This window comes from Acidovorax sp. FG60, assembly GCF_057808995.1.
Window position 1 is genome coordinate 100168 of the sequence record NZ_JBMDJC010000002.1, and the last position, 14890, is coordinate 115057.

Annotated in this window: 13 protein-coding genes; 11 read left to right on the forward strand and 2 right to left on the reverse strand. The window is 65.3% G+C overall.

Annotation, left to right across the window (positions count from 1 at the left end; all coding sequences use genetic code 11):
* Positions 1-64: 64 nt before the first annotated feature.
* Positions 65-1522 carry a short-chain fatty acyl-CoA regulator family protein gene (locus ACODS0_RS03250; RefSeq protein WP_488832794.1) on the reverse strand — a complete coding sequence of 486 codons (1458 nt, stop codon included), beginning with the start codon at positions 1520-1522 and terminating at the stop codon, positions 65-67.
* Between the two features lie 134 nt (positions 1523-1656).
* On the opposite strand from ACODS0_RS03250, the gene ACODS0_RS03255 reads away from it, so the two are divergent.
* The 11 genes from ACODS0_RS03255 (at position 1657) to ACODS0_RS03305 (ending at position 13815) form a co-directional block, all read left to right on the forward strand.
* The gene (locus ACODS0_RS03255; protein WP_488832796.1) at positions 1657-2052 is read left to right on the forward strand and encodes an acyl-CoA thioesterase; all 396 of its coding nucleotides are present in this window, start codon (positions 1657-1659) and stop codon (positions 2050-2052) included.
* Complete coding sequence (prpC, locus tag ACODS0_RS03260) at positions 2049-3206, forward strand: bifunctional 2-methylcitrate synthase/citrate synthase (protein WP_488832798.1); 1158 nt, start codon at positions 2049-2051, stop codon at positions 3204-3206. The genes ACODS0_RS03255 and prpC overlap by 4 nt, the downstream gene beginning before the upstream one ends.
* 34 nt (positions 3207-3240) lie before the next feature.
* A complete protein-coding gene (gene acnD / locus ACODS0_RS03265) occupies positions 3241-5877 on the forward strand; it encodes a Fe/S-dependent 2-methylisocitrate dehydratase AcnD (RefSeq protein WP_488833248.1) in 2637 nt (878 codons plus the stop codon).
* A 35-nt stretch (positions 5878-5912) separates the two neighbouring features.
* Positions 5913-7190: a PrpF domain-containing protein gene (locus ACODS0_RS03270; protein WP_488832800.1), complete on the forward strand. Its 1278-nt coding sequence runs from the start codon at positions 5913-5915 to the stop codon at positions 7188-7190.
* Between the two features lie 77 nt (positions 7191-7267).
* Entirely contained in the window at positions 7268-8128 is an 861-nt protein-coding gene (locus ACODS0_RS03275) for an isocitrate lyase/PEP mutase family protein (protein WP_488832803.1), read from the forward strand.
* 167 nt (positions 8129-8295) lie between these two features.
* Positions 8296-9678, forward strand: a complete 1383-nt coding sequence (locus tag ACODS0_RS03280) for a sensor domain-containing protein (protein WP_228895491.1) — start codon at positions 8296-8298, stop codon at positions 9676-9678.
* Positions 9679-9746: 68 nt separating this feature from the next.
* Entirely contained in the window at positions 9747-10214 is a 468-nt protein-coding gene (locus ACODS0_RS03285; protein ID WP_055397820.1) for a CopD family protein, read from the forward strand.
* Between the two features lie 58 nt (positions 10215-10272).
* On the forward strand, positions 10273-10950 hold the full coding sequence (locus ACODS0_RS03290) for a hypothetical protein (RefSeq protein ID WP_176886055.1): 678 nt from the start codon (positions 10273-10275) through the stop codon (positions 10948-10950).
* Positions 10951-11072: 122 nt separating this feature from the next.
* A complete protein-coding gene (locus ACODS0_RS03295) occupies positions 11073-12917 on the forward strand; it encodes an ABC transporter ATP-binding protein (protein ID WP_055397816.1) in 1845 nt (614 codons plus the stop codon).
* Between the two features lie 114 nt (positions 12918-13031).
* Positions 13032-13364: an EthD family reductase gene (locus ACODS0_RS03300; protein WP_488832805.1), complete on the forward strand. Its 333-nt coding sequence runs from the start codon at positions 13032-13034 to the stop codon at positions 13362-13364.
* 163 nt (positions 13365-13527) lie between these two features.
* Positions 13528-13815, forward strand: a complete 288-nt coding sequence (locus ACODS0_RS03305) for a helix-turn-helix domain-containing protein (RefSeq protein WP_488832807.1) — start codon at positions 13528-13530, stop codon at positions 13813-13815.
* A gap of 67 nt (positions 13816-13882) precedes the next feature.
* Here the strand turns inward: ACODS0_RS03305 and ACODS0_RS03310 are convergent, their stop codons facing one another.
* On the reverse strand, positions 13883-14881 hold the full coding sequence (locus ACODS0_RS03310) for a Bug family tripartite tricarboxylate transporter substrate binding protein (RefSeq protein WP_121506281.1): 999 nt from the start codon (positions 14879-14881) through the stop codon (positions 13883-13885).
* Positions 14882-14890 lie beyond the last annotated feature (9 nt).

Below are 14890 nucleotides of genomic sequence, written 5' to 3' on the forward strand. Positions count from 1 at the left end.
CCGTCAGCGCAACACCCTCATGCGTCGACAGCTATGAATTGATGAGCGGTTTTCATAACCCAGGTCAACAGAGTGTCTGCCCCGGGCGGCCCGCCACCGGGTACGGCGCAAAGCGGCTTCGATTTTCGTTCACATCCAGCGCGCGCCCTATGGGAGGAAACGCCCGCTGCGGGCAGGCGTCGCGCTCACACACCTTGCAGCCCATGCCGATGGGCACGGCGGCCTCGGGGTTGGCCAGGTCCAGCCCGCGCGAATACACCAGCTGCGGTGCGTGGCGGATGTCGCAGCCCAACGCCACGGAGAACTCCTTGCCTGGCACGCCCCACCCGCCCCCGCTGCGCGCTACGGTGCGCGCCACCCACAGGTAGGCGCGGCCGTCAGGCATGCGCGCCACCTGTGGCACGGTGCGGCCGGGCTGGGCAAAGGCCCCATACACATTCCACAGCGGGCAGGTGCCGCCGATCTTGCTGAAGTGAAAGTGTGTGGCCGACTGCCGCTTGCTGATGTTGCCCGCGCGGTCCACCCGGATGAAGAAGAACGGCACGCCCCGCGCGCTGGGCCGTTGCAGGGTGGAGAGGCGGTGGCACACGGTCTCAAAACCCACGCCAAACTGGTGGCCCAGCCGGTCGATGTCGTAGTGCGCCGCTTCGGCCGCCCGCAAGAAGGCGGTGTAGGGCAGCACCAGCGCCCCCGCAAAGTAGTTGGCCAGGCCAATGCGTGCCAGCGCCCGGGCCTGGTCGCTGGACAACCCGGCGCTGTCGGCCAAGCGCTGCAGCTCGGCGCCCTGCTCCAGAAACGCCAGCTGCGTCGCCATCTGAAACGCGCGCTGCCCGCGCTCCAACCCCGCCGCCAGCTGCAGCAGCCCGGCCTCGGCCTGGAACACGCGCTGCGCCTGGCCAGGCAGGTCGGCCACATCCACCACGCGCACCCCGTGGGCCACGAGCAGGCGTTGGGCCAGCGCCTCATCGGCCCGGCCGGGCAGCAGGCCCCAGTCGGCGGCACATCGCTCGGCCGCGTCGTCCAGCTCGGCAATGTGGTTCTGGCGCGCAAAGAAGAAGTCACGCACTTCTTCATAGGCCATGGGTGGGTGCGGGGCCAACACGCCCTCGCCGCTGCGGTCGTTGCCCAGGGCCGCCAGCCGCTCCAGGGCCTGCCGGTGCCGCTGGTGCAACGCAAGCAGCGTGCGGGCCACCGCGGGCATGCCGGCGGCCAGCTCGCGGATCTCGGCCAGCGATACGGAATCCCCAGCGCCCTCCCCGCCCACGCCCGCAGGCAGGTCCGCCAGCGCCTCGCGCAGGCCGGTGATCAGGCGCGCCTCGTCGTCGTCCGAAAAGCGCTGCACATCCACACCGAACACGGCGTTGATCTTGAGCAAAACAGGCACCGTGAGCGGGCGCTGGTTCTGCTCGAGCTGGTTCAGGTAGCTGGCCGACAGGTCCAGCGCCCGCGCAAGCGCAATCTGGGTCATGCCGCGCTCTTCGCGCAAGCGACGCAGGCGCACGCCCATGAAGGTTTTTTTCATTCGATCTTTCGCGGTGGCGGCAGAGAGCGACCCAACAATTATTCGCAAAATTCGCAAACCAAGAGTTTTGGGTTCGCAATCATTCGCCAATTCAGCCCTTACAGAGGGGTGCCATTGTGCGTAAATTGCGAAGCATGACAACCCCCACTGGCACCGTCGAGCTGACGGAAATCGTGTTCCCCGCCGAAGCCAACCACTACGGCACGCTGTTTGGCGGCAACGCCCTGCAGCTCATGGCCAAGGCGGCGTTTCTGGCAGCGCGCGGCGCCGCACAGCGCGATGTGGTGATGGCGAGCGTGACCGACGTGCGTTTTCTGGCCCCCGTGCCCGTGGGCCATGTGCTCACGCTGCGCGCCTGGGTCAGCCGCATCGGGCGCAGCTCGCTCACCGTGTGCGTGACCGGTCTGGCCGCCACGCTGGGCTCGCCCCAGGACGAAGTGCTGAAGGGGATTTTTGAAATGGTGGCGGTGGATGGCAAAGGCCGCCCCGCTGCCATCACCAACACATATGTAAACCAGGAGACCGCATGACTACCACCGTTGAAACCCCGGGCTTCAAGCCCAAGAAGTCCGTCGCGCTCTCGGGCGTGACGGCGGGCAACACCGCCCTGTGCACCGTAGGCCGTACGGGCAACGACCTGCATTACCGGGGCTACGACATCCTCGACATTGCCGAGGTCTGCGAATTCGAAGAAATCGCCCACCTGCTGGTCCACGGCAAGCTGCCCACACGCGCCGAACTGCGTGCCTACAAGTCCAAGCTCAAGGCCCTGCGCGGCCTGCCGCTGTCGGTCAGGCAGGCGCTGGAGCAACTGCCCGCCGCCAGCCACCCCATGGACGTGATGCGCACGGGCGTCTCGGCCCTGGGCTGTGCGCTGCCTGAAAAGGACGACCACAACCTGCCGGGCGCGCGCGACATTGCCGACCGGTTGATGGCGTCGCTGGGCTCCATGCTGCTCTATTGGCACCACTGGGCCAGCTCGGGCCGTCGCATCGAGGTGGAGACCGATGACGACTCCATCGGTGCGCACTTCTTGCACCTGCTGCACGGCTCCAAGCCCAGCGCGGCGTGGGAGCGTGCGATGCACACCTCGCTGAACCTGTACGCCGAGCACGAGTTCAACGCCAGCACCTTCACCGCCCGCGTGGTGGCGGGCACGGGCAGCGACATGTATTCGGCCATCACCGGCGCCATCGGCGCGCTGCGGGGCCCCAAGCATGGTGGTGCCAACGAGGTGGCTTTCGAGATCCAGAAACGCTACGACAGCCCGAACGAAGCCGAGGCCGACATCCGCCGCCGCGTGGAGGCCAAGGAGGTGGTCATTGGCTTCGGCCACCCGGTCTACACCGTGAGCGACCCGCGCAATGTGGTCATCAAAGGCGTGGCGCGCAACCTGTCGCATGAGGCTGGCAGCACCAAGATGTTCGACATTGCCGAGCGGCTGGAGACCGTGATGTGGGAGGTCAAAAAGATGTTCCCCAACCTCGACTGGTTCAGCGCCGTGAGCTATCACATGATGGGTGTGCCCACCGCCATGTTTACTCCGCTGTTCGTCATTGCGCGCACCAGCGGCTGGGCTGCGCACATCATCGAGCAGCGGCAGGACAACAAGATCATCCGGCCGAGTGCGAACTACACCGGGCCGGAAGACCTGACGTTCGTACCAATCCAGGACCGCAAATAAAAATCAAGACGACCCAGTACCCAGCCCCATGGCCATGAACACCCTGTACCGCAAGCAACTGCCCGGCACGCAGCTGGACTACTTCGACGCCAGCGCCGCTGTCGAAGCCCTACAACCCGCCGCCTGGGCCACCCTGCCCTACACCGCCCGCGTGTTTGCCGAAAACATCGTGCGCCGCGCCGATCCGGCCACCATCAACAACTGCCTGCGCCAGCTCGTCGAGCGGCGCAGCGACCGCGACTTCCCCTGGTACCCGGCGCGCGTGGTGTGCCACGACATCCTGGGCCAGACGGCCCTGGTGGACCTGGCGGGCCTGCGCGATGCGATTGCCAAAGAAGGCGGCGACCCGGCCCAGGTGAACCCCGTGGTGCCAGTGCAGCTCATCGTGGACCATTCACTGGCCGTGGAATGTGGCGGGTTCGACCCCGATGCGTTTGCCAAGAACCGCGCCATCGAAGACCGCCGCAACGAAGACCGCTTCCACTTCATCGAGTGGACGAAAAAAGCCTTTGCCAACGTGGATGTGATCCCTGCCGGGAACGGGATCATGCACCAGATCAATCTGGAAAAGATGTCGCCCGTTGTCCATGCCGACCGTGGCGTGGCCTACCCCGACACCTGCGTGGGCACCGACAGCCACACCCCCCATGTGGATGCGTTGGGCGTGATCGCCATCGGCGTGGGCGGCCTGGAGGCCGAGAACGTGATGTTGGGGCGCGCATCGATGATGCGGCTGCCCGAAATCGTGGGCGTGCAACTGACCGGCCAGCGCCAGGACGGCATCACCGCCACCGATGTGGTGCTGGCGCTCACCGAGTTTTTGCGCAAGGCCAAGGTGGTGGGTGCCTACCTGGAGTTCTTTGGCGAAGGTGCAGCCAAGCTCACGATTGGTGACCGCGCCACCATCTCGAACATGGCTCCCGAATACGGCGCCACGGCGGCCTTGTTCAGCATCGACGAACAGACGCTGGAGTATCTGACGCTGACGGGCCGCGAGGCGGAACAAGTGAAGCTGGTCGAGACCTATGCCAAGGCAGCGGGATTGTGGTCCGACACCCTCAAAGATGCGGTCTACGCGCGTAACCTGGTGTTCGATCTGTCGAGCGTGGTGCGCAACCTGGCCGGCCCCTCCAACCCGCATGCGCGCGTTGCCACGTCCGACTTGGCCGCCCAAGGCATCGCGGGCCCCTGGGCCATGCCCGCACCGCAGGACGGCACGATGCCCGATGGCGCCGTGGTCATTGCCGCCATCACCAGCTGCACCAACACCAGCAACCCGCGCAACGTGATCGCCGCCGCGCTGCTGGCGCGCAACGCCAACCGGCTGGGTCTCACGCGCAAGCCCTGGGTCAAGACCTCGCTGGCGCCCGGCTCCAAGGCGGTGGAGCTGTATTTGAAGGAAGCGGGCTTGCTGGCCGACCTGGAAAAGCTCGGCTTTGGCATCGTGGCCTTTGCCTGCACCACCTGCAACGGGATGAGTGGCGCGCTGGACCCTGCCATCCAGCAGGAGATCATTGACCGTGACCTGTACGCCACCGCCGTGCTTTCGGGCAACCGCAATTTCGACGGGCGCATCCACCCCTATGCCAAGCAGGCGTTTTTGGCCTCGCCCCCGCTGGTGGTGGCCTATGCGATGGCGGGCACGGTGCGTTTTGACATTGGAAAAGACGTGCTGGCGGTGGTGCACGGGAGGGAAGTTCGCCTCAAAGACCTGTGGCCCAGTGACGCAGAAATCGACGCCGTAGTGAAGACTGCCGTGAAGCCCGCGCAGTACCGCGCCGTGTACGAGCCCATGTTCGCCATCCGACACGACGATGGCCAGCGCGTGTCGCCGCAGTACGGCTGGCGCCCGCAGTCCACCTACATCCGCCGCCCGCCCTACTGGGACACCGAGGGCATCGGCGCGCTGGCCGCCCACCCGCGGACTTTGACGGGCATGCGTCCGCTGGCCATCCTGCCCGACAACATCACCACCGACCACCTGTCGCCATCGAACGCCATCCTGCCGGACAGTGCAGCAGGTGAATACCTGGTGCGCATGGGCGTGCCCGAGGAGGACTTCAACTCCTACGCCACGCACCGGGGTGACCACCTCACGGCCATGCGCGCCACGTTTGCCAACCCGCAGCTCGTCAACGAGATGGCCGTGGTGGATGGCAAGGTGAAAAAAGGATCACTCGCCCGCGTGGAGCCCGAAGGCCAGGTCATGCGCATGTGGGAGGCCATGGAAACGTACCTGAACCGCCGCCAGCCGCTCATCATCATTGCCGGTGCCGACTACGGCCAGGGGTCGAGCCGCGACTGGGCCGCCAAGGGCGTGCGGCTTGCGGGAGTGGAGGTGGTGGTGGCCGAGGGCTTTGAGCGCATTCACCGCACCAACCTGATTGGCATGGGGGTGTTGCCGCTGGAGTTTGAGGCGGGGGTCAACCGCATCACGCTGGGGCTGGATGGGACGGAGGTGTATGGCGTGGAGGGAGACATGCAACCCCGTGCCGACCTCACCCTGGTCATCCGCCGCAAAAATGGTGAAGTTACCCGGGTGCCCATGACATGCCGCCTCGACACCGCCGAAGAGGTCTCCATCTACCAGGCGGGCGGCGTGCTGCAGCGCTTTGCGCAAGACTTTCTTGCCAAGAATGCAGACAAAAAACAGGCTCTTGCACCCGCCTAGAAAGCACTGTGCGCTATTAAATTTGATATTTCTTCATGAGCATCCACTCCGCACCACAGATCCGCATTCCCGCCACCTACCTGCGCGGCGGCACCAGCAAAGGCGTGTTCTTCCGCCTTGACGACCTGCCCGCCCCCGCGCAACAACCTGGCCCCGCGCGAGATGCCCTGCTGCTGCGCGTACTGGGCAGCCCTGATCCGTACGGCAAGCAGATCGACGGCATGGGCAATGCGTCGTCGAGCACCAGCAAGGCCGTGATCCTGTCGCGCAGCACGCAGCCGGGCCACGACGTGGACTACCTGTTTGGCCAGGTATCCATCGACCAGCCGTTTGTGGACTGGAGCGGCAATTGCGGCAACCTGTCGGCGGCGGTGGGGCCGTGTGCCATCCACATGGGGCTGATCGATGCTGCGCGTATTCCACAGAAGGGCACCTTTCCGGTTCGCATCTGGCAGGCCAACATCGGCAAGACCATCGTGGCGCATGTGCCCATCAGCAACGGTCAGGTGCAGGAGACGGGCGACTTCGAGCTAGACGGCGTGACCTTTGCAGCCGCCGAGGTGGCGCTGGAGTTCATGGACCCGGCGGAGGATGGCGATGACGGGGGAGCCATCTCGACAGCGCCGGGCCGCCCCAAGCTGGCGAGGGCCCCCTCGGGGGGCAGCGAACCACACGCAGTGGGGAGCGTGGGGGCGTTATTCCCGACGGGCAACGTGGTGGACACCTTGGAGGTGCCCGGGGTCGGCAGCTTCGCCGCCACGCTGATCAACGCGGGCATCCCCACCATTTTTCTCAATGCGCAAGAGCTGGGTTACACCGGCACCGAGCTGCAGCAGGCCATCAACGGCGATGCGGCGGCACTGGCGCGCTTCGAGACGATCCGCGCGCACGGCGCCCTGCGCATGGGCTTGATCCAGCAGCTGAGCGAGGCCGCCACCCGCCAGCACACACCCAAGATCGCCTTCGCCGCGCCTCCCGCCAGCTACACGGCCTCCAGCGGCAAAGCCATTGACGCCAAAGACATCGACCTGCTGGTGCGCGCTCTCTCCATGGGCCAACTGCACCACGCCATGATGGGCACGGCGGCGGTGGCCATTGGCACGGCCGCAGCCATCCCCGGCACGCTGGTCAACCTGGCAGCGGGCGGGGGCGTGCGCAGCAGCGTGCGGTTTGGCCACCCCTCGGGCACCCTGCGTGTGGGGGCCGAAGCAGCGCAGGTCAACGGCCAGTGGAAGGTGACCAAGGCCCTGATGAGCCGCAGCGCCCGCATCCTGATGGAAGGCTGGGTGCGTGTGCCTGGCGGTATTTTTTGACTTTTTTAGCCTCTTCCGCCCATCCGTCAAGCCTTTGTAGCCACAAAAATAATAGCAAATCAAATCCCTTGCAATTCATGAACACCAAACAACAACTCAAGGCCCTGGCCCACGCCCGCCGTGGCGTCATCGTGCCTGGCGCCTTCAACGCCCTCTCCGCCCGCGTGGTGGCCGACCTGGGGTTTGAAGCCATTTACATCACCGGCGCAGGCGTCACCAACATGTGGTTCGGCCTTCCGGATCAGGCCTTCATGGGGCTGACCGACATTGCCGACCACACGGCCCGCATACGCGACGCGGTGGAGCTGCCGCTCATCGTGGATGCCGACACGGGCTTTGGCAACGCACTCAACACCTACCACGCGGTGCGAACGCTGGAGCGCGCAGGTGCCGACTGCATCCAGCTCGAAGACCAGGTCAGCCCCAAGCGCTGCGGGCACTTCAGCGGCAAGGAGGTGATCAGCACCGACGAGATGCTGGGCAAGATCAAGGCCGCCGTAGACGCTCGCCGCGACCCCAACACCCTCATCCTGGCACGCACGGATGCCTGCGCCACCCAGGGCTTTGAAGCGGCAGTGGAGCGCGCCCAGCGTTTTCAGGAGGCGGGCGCCGACATCCTGTTTGTGGAGGCCGTCACCACGCTGGACGAGATCCGCGCCCTGCCCCAGCGGCTGGCCGCGCCCCAACTGATGAACATGGTGATCGGCGGCAAGACGCCCATCACCAGCGCTGAAGAACTGGCCGCCCTGGGCTACGGCCTGGTGCTGTACGCCAACGCCGCGCTGCAGGGCGCGGTGGCGGGCATGCAGAAGGCGCTGACCGTGCTGCGCGACACCCAACGCATTGATGAAGACCCCGCCCTGGTGGCGCCGTTTGCCGAGCGCCAGCGGCTGGTCCAAAAAATGGCCTGGGATGCGCTGGAAGAAAAATACACCTAAAAAAATGCTTACAGCGCTTTAACCACAGGCGCCAACAGCTATCAATTGAATAGCAATCCGTAGTAGCTTAATGGATATCCCTTGGGTTGCGGGCTGCATCCATGCCGCACAACAAGGGGGCGCACGGCACAATGGGTCTTCTTGGCACCTTGTGCGCGCTACCCTTCATGCAAAGCATCCCTTCTGAGAACGTGGTGGACCTGCTGCTCGACGCGGTCTGCGTCGTCCATGTGGACAGCACCATTGAGTTTGTAAGCCCGGCGTTCGAGCGCATCTTTGGCTACGCCCCCGAGGAAGTCATTGGCAAGCGCATGTTCGACCTGGTGCACCCCGAAGACCTGGCAGTCACCCAAAGCCAGGCGCAGCGTGTGATGGATGGCCATCTGCAGTTGCAGTTTGAAAACCGTTATGTGCGCAAGGATGGCTCCATCGCGCACGTCCGCTGGACTGCGCGCTGGTTGCCTGACAAGCAGCGGCGACTGGCGGTGGCGCACGACATCACCGAGCGCAAGTTCACCGAGTCCATGCAGGCGGTGATCTATGCCATCTCCGAAGCCGCTCACACCACACACAACCTGCAGGCGCTGTTCCAGCACATTCACCAGATCATCGGGCGCCTGCTGCCTGCCACCAACTTCGCGGTCGCGCTCTACGACGCCTGCAGTGATTCATTGAGTTTTCCGTACCACGTCAACGAACCGGGCGCCGCCCCCACGCCCCCGGCGCCAGTGCAGGATGCGCTGTGTGCCGAGGTGATCCACAGCGGCAGCACCCTTCTGTTGACGCCCGATACCCCCGACAACGCCGACCCCCGCGCCGCGCAACTGCGCCGGCAGCTACCCCAGGAACACGCACCGCTCTACTGGCTGGGCGTGCCGCTACAAACCCAGAAAGGCGCCATCGGTGCGCTGGTGCTGCAAAGCTACACCGAGCAGGCCCGCTACACCGAAAAAGACAAGGAGCTGCTGCAGTTTGTCTCCACCCAGGTCGCAGCCGCCATCGAGCGCAAGCAGATGCATGAGCGCCTGGAGCACATGGCGCAGTACGACCAGCTCACGCACCTGCCCAACCGCCAGCTGTTTCTGGACCGCCTCAAGACCGCACTGGCCCGCGCGCGGCGCGACCAAAGCCTGCTGTCGCTGCTGTTCCTCGACCTGGACGACTTCAAGCAGGTCAACGACAGCCTGGGCCATGCCATGGGCGACCTGCTGCTGCAGCGGGTGGCCCAGCGGCTGCTGGAGTGCGTGCGCGGCTCGGACACCGTCGCGCGCCTGGGGGGCGACGAATTTGTGGTGCTGCTCGAAGGCGGCCATGCCCGCGAACACGCCGCCGCAGCGGCCGACAAGATCCTGGCAGCCTTCGGCCAGCCATTTGACCTGGAAGGTATCCGCCTGAGCATCCAGCCGAGCATCGGCGTGGCCATCTACCCCGAGCATGGGGGCGAAGAACACCGGTTGCTGGGCCATGCCGACGAGGCGATGTACCTGTCCAAGAAAAGTGGCGGCAACCAGGTGCGGGTGGCTTCACCCCGGGATGGGCTGGTGCCTTGACGCTGATTGCCGCACCGCCCTCTCTCTTTTGCTCCCACCCAAACCCTTTATTCCAAACGTTCCACGCCATGCTCTACAACGCGCTCCAGCTCGCCCATGTCCTGTCCATCATCGTGTGGATCGGTGGCATGGTGTTTGCCCATTTCTTTTTGCGCCCCGCAGCGCAGTCGCTGGAGCCCCCGCAGCGCGTGCGGCTCATGCACGATGTGCTGCAGCGCTTTTTCGCCGCCGTGGGAGTGGCCGTGCTGGTGGTGCTGGGCAGCGGGCTGTGGATGATCGGCCGCGTGGCCAAACAAACGGTGCAGGCCGGGGGCAGCTTTGCCATGCCACTGGACTGGACCATCATGGCCACGCTGGGCCTGGCGATGATGGTCATCTTCGGGCACATCCGGTTTGCGCTGTTCCGACGCCTGCAGCGGGCGGTGGCTGCATCGGATTGGCCCGCCGGCGGCAAGGCCCTAGGCAGCATCCGCAGCTGGGTGGGCGTGAATCTGGCCCTGGGCGTGGTGATCGTGGTGGTCACGCTGCTCGTCTAACGGTGGGCGCCCACCAGCGACCTGTTGGCCACCACACGCCCTGCGCTGTACCCCATTGATGAAACGCATTGCCTGGATCTCTTGTGCGGCCCTGGCCGTGTGCCTGCTCACCGCAGGCGCGGCCAGCTGGTGGGCGCAGCACCGCGTTGACAGTGCCCTGGCACAGACGGCACAACTGCAGCGCCAAGTGACCGAACTCAACAATGCGCTGCTGGGCTATACCCGCTACACCAGCTACCTCACCGCAGGCAAACAGACGCTGGCCGAGCAGATGAAGCTGCTCGCCGCCACCGTGGTCCGCGAAGAAGGCGCCACGCAGATCATCGAAAAATCGGTGCTGGGCATCGCATCCACCGGTGTAGTAGCCATCACCTACACCGCCGAATACGCCTTCGGCTTTGACCTGCGCCCCGAAAGCTACGAGCTGCACGCCACCAACGGCGGCATCGAGGTGCACATCCACCGCCCCGCGCTGGTGGCCGCACCAGCCGTTACCAACCTGCAGCACCGCATCCTCTCGGGCGGGCTGCTGACCGACAACAAGGGCGCTGTCATCAAGCTGAGCCAGGAGGCCGCCAAACGCGCTCGCCAGCAGGGCGAGGCCATGGCGTCCGATCCGGCCGTGCTGGCGCTGTGCGAAAAAAGCCTGACCGAGTTTCTGTACGGCTTTCTGACCAAACAGCCCGGCGTGAAGCAGGTGCCGCGCATCCGCGTGGTCTACAAACCGTCGGCGTAGGGGCCTGCTCCTACCCCAATTCCCCACCCATGGGGCTGACCCTCATGGTCCTGAGTGCATTGCGGCCGGGCGCCACAGAGCGGTACCACCGCACGTACCATGGTGGACAAGGAGTTCTGACTTTGTTCCGTTTTTTCGAAAGCCGCCTTCCCCCCTATCCCCCCGCCGAACCTCACCTGCCCCCCAAAGACTTCATGGCCTTTGTGTGGGATGGCACCCGTGGCCTGCGTGGCTATGTAGCAGCCATGGCAGGCCTGTCTGCGGCCATTGCCATCTATGAAGCGCTGCTGTTTGCGGTGCTCGGCCATGTGGTGGACTGGATCTCCAGCACGGCCCCGGGTGCGCTGTGGGCCGAGCGCAAAGGAGAGTTGATTGGCATCACCGCCCTGCTCCTGGCCTCGGTGCTGCTGGTGGCCGTGCAGACCAGCATCAAGCACCAGGTGCTGGCCATCAACTTCCCACTGCGCTTGCGCTGGAACTTTCACCGGCTGATGCTGGGCCAGAGCATGGCGTTCTACGCGGACGAGTTTGCGGGCCGCATCACCACCAAGATCATGCAGACGGCCCTTGCCGTGCGCGACATGATCTTCACGACCACCGACGTGGTGATCGGCATGGGCATCTACCTTGTCACCATCCTCGTGTTGCTGGCCGGGTTCGACGCGCGGCTGCTGGCGCCTTTTGCCGCGTGGATGGTGGCCTATGGCCTGGCCTGCTGGTACTTTGTGCCGCGCCTGGGCAAGGTGGGCAAGGCGCAGGCCGATGCGCGCTCGGTAATGACCGGGCGCATTACCGACGCGTACACCAACATCGCCACCGTCAAGCTGTTCTCGCACACGCGGCGCGAGTCTGAATTTGCGCGTGCCGCCATGGACGCGTTCAAGCTCACGGGCTATGCCCAGATGCGCCTGGTGAGCCGGTTCGAGATCGTGAACCACATCCTGGTGGTGGCCATGATCCTCAGCGCCTGCGGCACCGCGCTGTGGCTGTGGTCGGCGGGCGAAGTCGGTGCCGGTGCCGTGGCCGCCGTCACCGCCATGACCCTGCGCGTGTCCGGCCACGCCCACTGGGTGATGTGGGAGATGACCACCCTGTTCGAGAGCGTGGGCACCATCCAGGATGGCATCAACACGCTGACCAAACCCCGCACCGTGGTGGACGCGCCCGACGCTAAACCACTCGTTGTGACGCAGGGCGAAGTGCATTTTGAGGACATGACCTTTGCCTACGGCAGCGGCCCCGGGGCCCGCCCGGTCATCGACCGGCTCAACCTGACCATCCGCCCCGGGGAGAAAATCGGCCTGATTGGCCGCTCGGGCGCGGGCAAGTCCACGCTGGTCAACCTGCTGCTGCGCTTTCATGACGTGCAGTCGGGCCGCATCCTGATCGACGGGCAGGACATCGCCCATGTCACGCAGGACAGCCTGCGCCGCAACATCGGCATGGTCACGCAAGACACCTCGCTGCTGCACCGCTCCATGCGCGACAACATCCTGTATGGCCGCCCCGACGCCAGCGAGGCCGACCTGCACCAGGCGGCCGAGCGCGCCGAGGCGGCGGATTTCATCGCCACGCTCACCGACCTGCAGGGCCGCACCGGCTACGAGGCACATGTGGGCGAGCGCGGCGTCAAACTCTCGGGCGGCCAGCGCCAGCGCGTGGCCATTGCACGCGTGATGCTCAAGGACGCGCCCATCCTGCTGCTGGACGAAGCCACCAGCGCGCTCGACTCCGAGGTCGAAGCCGCCATTCAGCAAAGCCTGGACGGGCTGATGCAAGGCAAGACTGTGATCGCCATTGCCCACCGCCTGTCCACCATTGCCGCCATGGACCGCCTCATCGTGATGGACGCAGGCCGCATCGTCGAAGAAGGCACCCACGCCCAGCTGCTGGGCCAGGGCGGCGTGTACGCCCGGCTGTGGGGGCACCAGAGCGGCGGGTTCCTGGGCGAATCGGAAGAAGACTGAGTCGGCGAGGACGGATACGAGCCACATGGGCGACACGCTGTCGCGCACGCGGCTGTGCGGCGGGTGTGTTGTCCCTACGGTGGCGGGTTTCAACCACCGGATGGAATCGCACCAATGATCAAAGTCACCGCCGTTTACCGCTGGCGTGAAGGCGCCACCTTCAACCACGACTACTACCACTCCGAGCACATGCGCATCGCCCGCGCAGCATTGCAGCCGCTGGGCCTGGTGCGGCTGGAGAGCGACCGTGTTCTCTACCCTGGCGAGCCGCGCCCGGGACAGGTGGTGGCGCTGACCAACGCGTTCTTCAGCGACCTGAAGCAGGCGCAGACGGCCGCCAAGCAGACGGCAGCGGCGCTGATGGCCGATGTGCCCAACTACACCAACATCGAGCCCGAGTCGTACCTGGCGCAGCTGAACGAACACAGCTTGACCACGGCAGAGTAGCCACCGCAGCGTGTTGCCGATGGTTGAATTTCAATCAAATTGGCCTCTAGCGCTTATCCATAAAGCGTCATAAGCTATATAAAATATAGCGAACCTGCAGATCCTCAGCCCCATTCAGCCCACCATGACCCCTGAAGCGCCTTTGCCACCTAACCCGCTGCACATGCCCGCTCCCACCGGCGACCAACTCAAGGCCGCGCGTGTTGCCGCTGGCCTCAGTCAGGCGCAGGCAGCGGAGCTGATGGGCTACCCGCTACAAACGGGCAGCCGGGGCGGCGTGCAGTCGCGCACCTGGCAGGCGCTGGAGAGCACCACCGACGAGCGCAACATGCAGGGGCCGGTGTTTGCGATGTTTTTGCTGCTCACGGGGCAACACCAGGATTGGGTACTCGCCCCGCGCAAACTCGCGGGCACCGGCGCAGCAGCCGACGCACAGCCTGCGCAGCGATAAAAAAAGCGGAACGGCCCGAAGGCGGTTCCGCCAAGTCTTCACGGGGAGATAAGGGTTACCGGGTGGCTCAGTCCACCTTGATATTGGCGGCCTTGATAACCTGAGCCCACTTCTCGACTTCGGCCTTCTGGAACGCAGCAATCTGGGCCACGGTCATGTCGGCGGGCTCCATGCCAAAGCCCTTCAGGCGGGTTTGCATGTCCGGCTGGGCCAGGATCTTGCGGATCTCGTCGTGCAGGCGCGTGACCACGGGCGTGGGCGTGCCAGCCGGCACAAAGATGGCCTGCCAGGACTGCACCTGGAAGTCCTTGAGTTCTGCCACGCCGGACTCGGCCACGGTGGGCACGTCGGGCATGGAGGCCAGGCGCTGGGGCGAGGTGACGGCAATGGCGCGCAGTTTGCCGCTCTGGATGTGCGGCGCGGCCACCACCGTGGTGTCAAACATCATGTCCACCTGGCCGCTGATCACATCCTGGATGGCCGGGCCGCTGCCTTTGTAGGGGATGTGGGTGAACTTCACGCCCGACTTGTACGCCAGCAACTCCACGGCCAAATGCTGCGAGCTGCCTGTGCCGGCCGAGGCCGACGACAGGCCGCCTTGCTTGCCTTTCGCCCCCGCCAGCACGTCCTTGAGGGTTTTGTAAGGGCTGTTGGCCGCCACCACCAGCACGACCGGGTTGGTGCCGATCAGCGTGACGGGGCTGAAGGACTTGATGGGGTCGTAGCCCAGCTTGGGGTAGAGGCTCACGTTGATGGCGTGCGAGCTGACGGTGCCGCCCAGCAGGGTGTAGCCATCCGGCGCAGAGCGCGCAGCAGCTTCAGAGCCGATGCTGCCCGCCGCGCCGCCCTTGTTCTCCACCACCACCGTGGTGCCCAGGGCAGTACCCAGTTGCTGGCCAATCAGCCGCGCCAGCGTGTCGGTGGTGCCACCTGCAGCAAACGGCACCATGTAGGTGATGGGCTTGCCGGTGGGCCAGGTGCCCTGGGCTGTGGCGGGCAGGCTGACAAGGGTGCTGAAGGCTGCGGCCGCCAGGGCGGCGGTGTGGATGAGGGTTCTGCGTTGCATGGTGATGTC

Bases quoted from the DNA above. Each gene is read 5' to 3' on its own strand.
- ACODS0_RS03300 (WP_488832805.1), top strand. From the start codon at position 13,032: ATGATCAAAGTCACCGCCGTTTACCGCTGGCGTGAAGGCGCCACCTTC.
- ACODS0_RS03305 (WP_488832807.1), top strand. From the start codon at position 13,528: ATGCCCGCTCCCACCGGCGACCAACTCAAGGCCGCGCGTGTTGCCGCT.
- acnD (WP_488833248.1), top strand. From the start codon at position 3,241: ATGAACACCCTGTACCGCAAGCAACTGCCCGGCACGCAGCTGGACTAC.
- prpC (WP_488832798.1), top strand. From the start codon at position 2,049: ATGACTACCACCGTTGAAACCCCGGGCTTCAAGCCCAAGAAGTCCGTC.
- ACODS0_RS03255 (WP_488832796.1), top strand. From the start codon at position 1,657: ATGACAACCCCCACTGGCACCGTCGAGCTGACGGAAATCGTGTTCCCC.
- ACODS0_RS03275 (WP_488832803.1), top strand. From the start codon at position 7,268: ATGAACACCAAACAACAACTCAAGGCCCTGGCCCACGCCCGCCGTGGC.
- ACODS0_RS03290 (WP_176886055.1), top strand. From the start codon at position 10,273: ATGAAACGCATTGCCTGGATCTCTTGTGCGGCCCTGGCCGTGTGCCTG.
- ACODS0_RS03280 (WP_228895491.1), top strand. From the start codon at position 8,296: ATGCAAAGCATCCCTTCTGAGAACGTGGTGGACCTGCTGCTCGACGCG.
- ACODS0_RS03310 (WP_121506281.1), bottom strand. From the start codon at position 14,881: ATGCAACGCAGAACCCTCATCCACACCGCCGCCCTGGCGGCCGCAGCC.
- ACODS0_RS03285 (WP_055397820.1), top strand. From the start codon at position 9,747: ATGCTCTACAACGCGCTCCAGCTCGCCCATGTCCTGTCCATCATCGTG.
- ACODS0_RS03270 (WP_488832800.1), top strand. From the start codon at position 5,913: ATGAGCATCCACTCCGCACCACAGATCCGCATTCCCGCCACCTACCTG.
- ACODS0_RS03250 (WP_488832794.1), bottom strand. From the start codon at position 1,522: ATGAAAAAAACCTTCATGGGCGTGCGCCTGCGTCGCTTGCGCGAAGAG.